The sequence below is a fragment of the Sinorhizobium fredii USDA 205 genome, from assembly GCF_001461695.1.
Classification (GTDB): Bacteria; Pseudomonadota; Alphaproteobacteria; order Rhizobiales; family Rhizobiaceae; genus Sinorhizobium; species Sinorhizobium fredii.
Window position 1 is genome coordinate 57,022 of sequence record NZ_AUTC01000090.1, and the last position, 6,763, is coordinate 63,784.

A 6,763-nucleotide genomic window follows, 5' to 3' on the forward strand; every position below is an offset into this window, starting at 1 on the left:
ACACGAATCTCTCTCCTTGGCCATAGAGAGACCAGCCTGAAACTGCCAATTTTGCAGATCAATTTCAATTGCCGGCTAAGGAATCCGACATCCACTTTCCTGTTCGCGTCGATCCCCGACTTGTCGTTCGATGGACGCCTCCGCGAAAGCGCCCGACAGCGCCGAGAATTCCGTCGGACCGCGCGTCTTCCGGCCCGGTTTTCCGCGGCATGGCGATTTCAGACGGATCGGCCTTCAATTCCCTTTTGGTTTGTTCTAAGGAACGAAATCATTCGGCGTAATGCCGCTATACTGCAACGAGGTTTCTGCCCCCCATGCTCGACTCCCTGAGAAACGCCGCCCAGACGCGGATCGTCAAAGGCCTCCTGGCCATTCTCATCCTCTCCTTCATGGTGTGGGGCGGTCAGACCTTGATGGTTACCGGCACGTCCGATGCGGTGGTGACGGTCGGCGAAGTGAAGGTCTCCAGCAGCGACTATCGGCTTGCCTATGAGCGCCAATTGAGCCTGCTTTCCCGGCAGCTTGGGACGCCGCTCACGCGACAGCAGGCCCGCGCATTCGGCATGGAGGCGCAGGTCTATTCTCAGCTCGTCGCAGGCGCCGCTCTCGATCAGCTTGCCGAAGACATGAATCTCGGCCTCTCCGAAGATCGGCTCGCCAGGCTCATCGGCGAGGATCCCGCCTTTCATGGCGCGAACGGCCAATTCGATCGGATGACCTTCTCGAGCGTGCTGCGCAATGCCGGATTGACGGAACAGGACTACATCAAGAACCGCAGCCAGGTGGCGGTTCGCTCGCAAATCGTCGATGCGCTGTCGGACGGATTCACGGCCCCCGCGATCCTAGTCGATGCCGTCGGCAAATACCGGCACGAGACCCGCTCTATCGACTACCTGCTGCTTTCGAACGCAAACATCGATGCGGTCAAGGCGCCGGGCGACGATGTGCTCGCACCCTGGTTCGAAAGCCACAAGGCGAATTATCGCGCTCCGGAATATCGGAAGTTCAGCTATATCAAGCTCGAACCCGAGGATCTGATTGCGACCGACACGGTCACCGAGGAAGAGTTGCGCGACGACTACGAAAAGCGCAAGGAAAGCTTCCGCAGCCCGGCAACGAGAACAATCGAGCAGCTCGCCTTTCCGTCTCGCGAAGCGGCCGACGCCGCCGCCGCCAAGCTTTCTGCCGGCACCTCCTTCGACGATCTCGTCAAGGCCGAAGGCAAGAGTGCGGCGGATGTTCTCCTCGGTGACTTCACCAAGGAGCGGATGCCAGATCAGAAAGTCGCCGAAGCAGCCTTCGCTGTCGCGTCGGATGGCGGCGTGACGCCCGTCGTCGAAGGCGCCTTCGGCCCCGTCATCCTGCGCGTCACCAATATTCGCCAGGAAGCAGTTCGCAGCTTCGATCAAGTCAAGGAGGAGTTGCGCAAGGACATCGCGCTTTCCGTGGCGCGCGATCAGCTCGTCGGCCTGCATGACAAGATCGAGGACGAAAGGGCTGCTGGGGCGACGGTGAAGGAAGTCGCCGACCAGCTGAAGCTTAAGCTCGTAACCGTCGACGCGATCGATGCCGCTGGCAAGGACCAGAATGGCGACGATGTGACCGGACTGCCGGAGCAGCGCGCCCTTCTCCAGGAAGTGTTGAAAGCTGAGGTTGGCCTCGAGACGCTGGCCGTCCATATCGGCCGCGACGGCTATGCCTGGTTCGACCTCGAAGAGGTGATCCCCGCCCGCGACCGTACGCTCGACGAGGTTCGCGACGAGGTGGCTGCCGACTGGACGGCCGAGCAGCAGCGGGTGGCGCTTGCCGCCAAGGCGGCAGACTTGAAGGGTCGTGTCCAGAAGGGCGCGAAGCTCGCGGATATTGCGAGCGAACTCGGCCTCGTCGTCGAAACGAAGACCGGATTGAGCCGCTCCACACAGGAGGACGCTGCCTTGAGTCAGGCCGCCATCGCGGCTGCCTTCGGCGGACCGAACGGGCATGTCGCCAATGCCGCCGGCATGGGGGGCGAAGGCCAGATCCTCATGCAGGTGACGGCCGTCGACGACAACGCGCCCGCCAACGCCCTCGACAACGACAGCCGCCAGATCGAAGCGATCGCCCGCGCGAGCGGCGACGACATACTCGATCAGATGGTCGCAACGCTGCAGTCGGTCTATGGCGTATCGATCAACCAGACGCTTGCCGAGCAGGCATTGGCGCAACGCTGACGGACGAGGAAACCACGCATGAATGATTTGAAGCCGTTCGTCGCAAAAGTCGCAGCACGCGAGGCACTCAGCCGGGACGATGCGCGAGCCGCCTTCGAGATCATCATGTCGGGCGCGGCCACTCCTTCGCAGATCGGCGGCTTCCTCATGGCGCTCCGCGTGCGCGGCGAAACCGTCGACGAGATCGTCGGCGCGGTCGGAGCGATGCGGGCGCGCATGTTGCCGGTCGAGGCGCCTCAGGACGCGATCGACATCGTCGGGACCGGCGGCGATGGCGCGGGCACCTACAATATCTCGACGCTGGCTTCGCTGATCGTCGCGGGCGCAGGCGTGCCGGTCGCCAAGCACGGCAATCGAGCCCTGAGCTCGAAATCCGGAACGGCGGATGCCCTTTCCTGCCTCGGCGTCAAGCTCGACATCGGACCCGAGGCGATTTCCCGCTGCATCCGGGAGGCTGGCGTCGGCTTCATGTTCGCCCAGCAGCACCATTCGGCCATGCGCCATGTGGGACCGACCCGGGTCGAGCTCGGCACGAGAACCATCTTCAATCTCTTGGGTCCCCTCTCCAATCCGGCCGGGGTTAAACGACAGCTTGTCGGCGTCTATGCGCCGCAATGGGTCGATCCGCTCGCGGAAGTTCTGCGCGATCTCGGCTCCGAGAGCGTCTGGGTCGTCCACGGTGAGGGACTGGACGAAATCACCACGACTGGGGTCACCAAGGTTGCCGAACTGAAGGACGGCAAGATCCGCAGCTTCGAGTTGACGCCGGAATCCTTCGGCCTCGCGCGCACGACTCTCGACGCATTGAAGGGCGGCGACGGTGCGCATAATGCGGCGGCATTGCAGGCGGTGCTCGATGGCGAGGAGAATGCGTATCGGGACATTTCCCTTGCGAACGCCGCCGCTTCGTTGATGATAGCCGGACGCGCCACGGATCTCGCCGAAGGCATGGCGATAGCACGGCAAGCGCTTTCGAGCGGTGCGGCCAAGACCGCCTTGCAGCGGCTCATCACCGTCTCCAACGCCGCTTGAGGAGAGGACATGACGGATATTCTGCGCAAGATCGAGGCCTACAAGCGTGAAGAGATCGCCGCCGCGAAGTCGCGCGTTCCACTCGACGAGCTGCGGGCGCGGATCGTCGATCAGTCCTCGCCGCGCGGCTTTCACGCTGCGCTTGCGGCGCGGCGCCAGAAAGGCGAATTCGGACTGATCGCCGAGATCAAGAAGGCCAGTCCGTCGAAAGGTTTGATTCGCTCGGACTTCGATCCGCCGGCGCTGGCGAAGGCCTATGCGGCGGGCGGGGCCGCCTGCCTCTCGGTGCTGACGGATACGCCGAGCTTTCAGGGCGCTCCGGAATTTCTGACGGAAGCGCGGGCTGCCTGTTCGCTGCCGGCGCTGCGCAAGGACTTCATGTTCGACACCTACCAGGTGTTCGAAGCCCGCGCCTGGGGAGCCGACTGCGTCCTCCTGATCATGGCATCGCTGACCGACGACGACGCGCATCGTCTGGAAGATGCTGCGGGGGCGCTCGGCATGGACGTGCTCGTCGAGGTGCATGACGCGGAGGAAATGGAGCGGGCACTGCGGCTGTCGTCTCCCCTCATCGGCATCAACAACCGCAACTTGAGGACGTTCGAGGTCGATCTTGCGGTTTCCGAACAGCTCGCGCCGGTGGTGCCGGCCGATCGCCTGCTTGTCGGCGAAAGCGGCATCTTCACACACGCCGACTGCCGGCGTCTCGAAACGAGCGGAATCACGACTTTCCTCGTCGGCGAAAGCCTGATGCGGAAAGACGACGTGGAGGCGGCAACGCGCGCGCTGCTGACCGGTTCGGCAAGCGCCGTGGCCGCAGAGTGATGAGCGGCCCGCGCCTTACCCACATCGACAGCGCCGGCGAAGCCCACATGGTCGATGTCGGTGACAAGGCGGAGACGGAGCGTGTCGCCGCCGCCGAAGGCTTCGTGCGGATGCGGCCGGAGACGCTGGCCTTGATCCTCGAAGGCAACGCCAAGAAGGGCGACGTGATCGGCACGGCCCGGCTCGCCGGCATCATGGCTGCCAAGCAGACGTCGAACCTCATTCCGCTCTGCCACCCACTGATGCTGACCAAAGTCTCCGTCGATATCGTAGCGGACGACGCCCTGCCCGGCTTGCGCGTCGAGGCAATGGCGAAGCTCAAGGGGCGGACCGGCGTCGAGATGGAAGCGCTGACGGCGGTCAGCATTGCCTGCCTGACGATATACGACATGGCAAAGGCGGCAGACCGCGAGATGGAAATCGGCGGCATTTGCCTCGTCAGCAAGTCGGGCGGAAAATCCGGCGACTACCGCCGCGGTGGAGACCAGGGCTGATGTCGCTGCTGTCTGTCGAAGAGGCGCTCACAAGGGTCCTTGCCCAGGCCCGGCCTAGCCGGGAGACGGAGCGGCTTGGGCTGCACGATTGCCTCGGCCGCGTGCTTGCCGAGGACACGGGCGCTCTGCTCACCCATCCTCCCTTCGACAATTCTGCCATGGACGGCTACGCCGTCCGTCACGAGGACATCGCCAATGTCGGCGCCGAACTGACGGTGATCGGGCAGTCGGCGGCGGGGCGCCGGTTTCAGGGCCGGCTTGGACCAGGCGAAGCCGTGCGCATCTTCACCGGCGCGCCGCTCGCGGCCGGCGCCGATACCGTCATTCTGCAGGAGGATACAGAGCGGCTCGAGGGTGATCGGATCCGCACCCTGTTCGCCCCGGCAAAGGGCCGCCATATCCGCTTGGCCGGCCAGGATTTCAAGCAGGGCGAAGTCACGCTTTCCGCCGGAAGCGTGCTCGATGCCGGCCGGTTGACGCTCGCCGCCAGCATGAATCACCCGACCCTGCCGGTCTTCCTGCGTCCAAAGATCGCAATTCTTGCAACGGGTGACGAGCTGCTGCCGCCCGGCAGTTCGCCCGGGGCCGACCAAATCATCGCCTCGAACAGTTTCGGTGTCGCGGCGATCGCTCGCGAAAATGGCGCGGATATACTGGATCTGGGCATCGTCAGCGACGACCGGGCTGCAATTGCCGCTGCCGTCGCCAAAGCGCAGGCCGCGCAAGCCGACGTGCTCGTCACGCTCGGTGGAGCCTCGGTCGGCGACCACGACCTTGTCCAATCGACGCTCGTCGCCTGCGGTATGACGCTCGATTTCTGGCGAATCGCCATGCGGCCGGGAAAGCCTCTGATGGTCGGCGACCTCGCCGGCATGCCGGTGCTCGGCCTACCCGGCAATCCGGTCTCGAGCCTCGTCTGCGCCCTGCTCTTCCTGGAGCCGTTGGCGCGCAGGCTTGCTCATCTTCCTGACCGCTCGCGCCTGATCGCCGCGAAGCTCGACGCGCCACTGCCGGCCAACGACCGCCGCCAGGACTACGTTCGGGCGCACCTCTCCCGCGAGCCGGATGGATCGTTGCTGGCGCATCCCTTCGCACGCCAGGATTCGTCGATGACCAAGGTCTTCGCGCAGTCGGACGGCCTGATCGTTCGGCCGCCGCAAACACCCGCCGCGACGCCCGGAGACTCTTGCATCGTTCTAAAACTTCGCGATCCGGCCTGACATCGCTGCGCCCAGCATTTTGCTATCGGACTTTCGGTATTTCGGTAAATTAGAGCCTTTCCTGGTTAAATTGAAGCATTCTGTGGAGCGCCCCTTGGGGTGGACAGTGATCAGGCTGCGGTTTTGCCCGTCTGCCGGATGTGTTGATCCTCGAACTGCTGCGGACTGAGATAACCCAGCGCCGAGTGCAGCCGTCGTTTGTTGTAGATGTTCTCGATGAAGTCGGGAAGATGTTCGATGACGTCGTCATAGGTTTCGAACGCCATCGGATACACGGCCTCGACCTTGAGCGTCTTCATGAAGCTTTCGGCCTTTGCATTGTCGTAGGGGTTGCCTCGGCGCCCCATAGAACCGGCTAGTCCGTGATGGCCGAGGTGTTGGCGATAGGTTTCCGCAGCGTATTGCGATCCACGATCGGAATGGTGGATGCAGCCGGCCGGTGGTCGTCTGCATTCGATGGCCGTCTTCAGTGCCACCAATGTCAGACGGGCATCGATTGACCGTCCGATGGCATACCCGACGACCATCCGTGACCAGGCATCAAGGATGACGGCGACATAGACGAAGCGATCCGGCAGGGCAACGTAGGTTATATCTCCCTGCCAGAGCTGGTCCGGTCCGGTCGGAGCGAATTCGCGCGCCAAATTCGGAAAGATCGGCCCATTGTGATCGCTGTCGGTCGTGGCAACGAAGCGCCGCCTGAACTTCGGCTGCAACCCGTGTTCGCGCATGAGACGGCGGATCTTCTTGTGGTTCACGACAAGGCCCTTTTGACGAAGAGCTGCGCCGACGCGACGATAGCCGTAGAACTCGAACTCGTCGCAGATCGCAAACATGGCTTCGACGACAGCGGTGTCGTCAGCCTGCCCATCGCGGCGGTCATAATAGGTCGAACGAGCGATCCCCATCAGTCGACATCCTTCCGAGACGGAGATGCCATCGGGCCGGTGATGACGGATGTAGTCTCGTTTCTCGGCCGCGG

The 6,763-nt window shown here is 63.4% G+C and carries 6 protein-coding genes; 5 read left to right on the forward strand and 1 reads right to left on the reverse strand.

What is annotated here, in order from left to right; translation table 11 throughout:
* Positions 1 to 314 precede the first annotated feature (314 nt).
* From N181_RS10265 to N181_RS10285, 5 genes are read left to right on the forward strand one after another with little or no spacing between them, the layout of a single operon-like run.
* Entirely contained in the window at positions 315 to 2,210 is a 1,896-nt protein-coding gene (locus N181_RS10265; RefSeq protein WP_037392749.1) for a peptidylprolyl isomerase, read from the forward strand.
* Positions 2,211 to 2,228: 18 nt separating this feature from the next.
* Positions 2,229 to 3,242: an anthranilate phosphoribosyltransferase gene (gene trpD / locus N181_RS10270; RefSeq protein WP_014328329.1), complete on the forward strand. Its 1,014-nt coding sequence runs from the start codon at positions 2,229 to 2,231 to the stop codon at positions 3,240 to 3,242.
* Positions 3,243 to 3,251: 9 nt separating this feature from the next.
* The gene (gene trpC, locus N181_RS10275) at positions 3,252 to 4,067 is read left to right on the forward strand and encodes an indole-3-glycerol phosphate synthase TrpC (protein WP_014328328.1); all 816 of its coding nucleotides are present in this window, start codon (positions 3,252 to 3,254) and stop codon (positions 4,065 to 4,067) included.
* The gene (gene moaC / locus N181_RS10280; RefSeq protein WP_014328327.1) at positions 4,067 to 4,561 is read left to right on the forward strand and encodes a cyclic pyranopterin monophosphate synthase MoaC; all 495 of its coding nucleotides are present in this window, start codon (positions 4,067 to 4,069) and stop codon (positions 4,559 to 4,561) included. The genes trpC and moaC overlap by 1 nt, the downstream gene beginning before the upstream one ends.
* A complete protein-coding gene (locus N181_RS10285; RefSeq protein ID WP_014328326.1) occupies positions 4,561 to 5,781 on the forward strand; it encodes a molybdopterin molybdotransferase MoeA in 1,221 nt (406 codons plus the stop codon). The genes moaC and N181_RS10285 overlap by 1 nt, the downstream gene beginning before the upstream one ends.
* A 110-nt stretch (positions 5,782 to 5,891) precedes the next feature.
* Here the strand turns inward: N181_RS10285 and N181_RS10290 are convergent.
* Positions 5,892 to 6,763, reverse strand: an 872-nt coding sequence (locus N181_RS10290) for an IS3 family transposase (protein ID WP_155621609.1), incomplete at its 5' end; no start/stop codon positions are given.

What these genes read in the sequence shown, in the direction of transcription:
- N181_RS10265 (WP_037392749.1), top strand. Translation starts at nt 315, where the DNA reads ATGCTCGACTCCCTGAGAAACGCCGCCCAGACGCGGATCGTCAAAGGC.
- trpD (WP_014328329.1), top strand. Translation starts at nt 2,229, where the DNA reads ATGAATGATTTGAAGCCGTTCGTCGCAAAAGTCGCAGCACGCGAGGCA.
- trpC (WP_014328328.1), top strand. Translation starts at nt 3,252, where the DNA reads ATGACGGATATTCTGCGCAAGATCGAGGCCTACAAGCGTGAAGAGATC.
- moaC (WP_014328327.1), top strand. Translation starts at nt 4,067, where the DNA reads ATGAGCGGCCCGCGCCTTACCCACATCGACAGCGCCGGCGAAGCCCAC.
- N181_RS10285 (WP_014328326.1), top strand. Translation starts at nt 4,561, where the DNA reads ATGTCGCTGCTGTCTGTCGAAGAGGCGCTCACAAGGGTCCTTGCCCAG.